Here is a 929-nt window from a genome sequence, read left to right on the forward strand (position 1 = left end):
CCCAGCGTGTCGTTGGTCAGAACGTTGCCCGTGATCGGGGTGGCGGTGTCTTCGGTGACCGAGGCCGAATCGTTCTTGGCGATCGGCGCGGTGTCGATGATCTGGATGATCAGATCATTGCTCGTCGACTTGCCAGCCAGGTCGGTGACCTTGACCGTGAAGTTGTCGCGAACCGAGTCATCGCCCGCCGAGTGGTTATCGGCGCCGCCCGTTTCCTTGTACGAGTAGGAAATGACGCCGGTCGCAGCGTTGTAGCCCGTGACAGTCAGGATGCCCTTGTCGGTCGTGATGACGACGGGGTTGGCGGCAGAGGCGCCAGTCACATCGCGGCCAGCCACGGTGACGGCGGTGATGCCAGCTTCCGCCGACACGCCAACCGAACCGGTGACCGTCGCGCCGGAAGCTTCCACCACGCTGTTGTGCGCGCTGGTGACGTTGCCGTCGGAGTCAACCGGGGTGACGACCGGAGGACCGTCGGTCTGGCCATTGATGGTGATCGTCAGAACAGCTTCGCTCTTGTCGCCGTCCGCGTCGGTGATGGTGTAGCGGATGGTTTCGGTGAGCGTCTGGCCGTTGTTCAGCGCTTGAACTGCGGGCAGGCCGTTGTTCAGTTGGTACGACCACGTGCCGTTGCCGTTGTCGACCAGCTTGCCGTACTTGGCATCCGTCGTCGTGATGGCCACGGTGGTGCTGTCAGCACCCAGCGTGTCGTTGGTCAGAACGTTGCCCGTGATCGGGGTGGCGGTGTCTTCGGTGACCGAGGCCGAATCGTTCTTGGCGATCGGCGCGGTGTCGATGATCTGGATGATCAGATCATTGCTCGTCGACTTGCCAGCCAGGTCGGTGACCTTGACCGTGAAGTTGTCGCGAACCGAGTCATCGCCCGCCGAGTGGTTATCGGCGCCGCCCGTTTCCTTGTACGAGTAGGA

1 protein-coding gene is annotated in these 929 nt (G+C 62.5%); it reads right to left on the minus strand.

Translation table 11 applies throughout. The annotated features are described in order from the left end of the window. A partial coding sequence (locus KW836_RS27650; protein WP_218345306.1) for a VCBS domain-containing protein occupies positions 1-929 on the minus strand: 929 nt, incomplete at both ends.

The sequence above is a fragment of the Achromobacter sp. ACM05 genome (assembly GCF_019218915.1).
Lineage (GTDB): Bacteria > Pseudomonadota > Gammaproteobacteria > Burkholderiales > Burkholderiaceae_B > Achromobacter > Achromobacter animicus.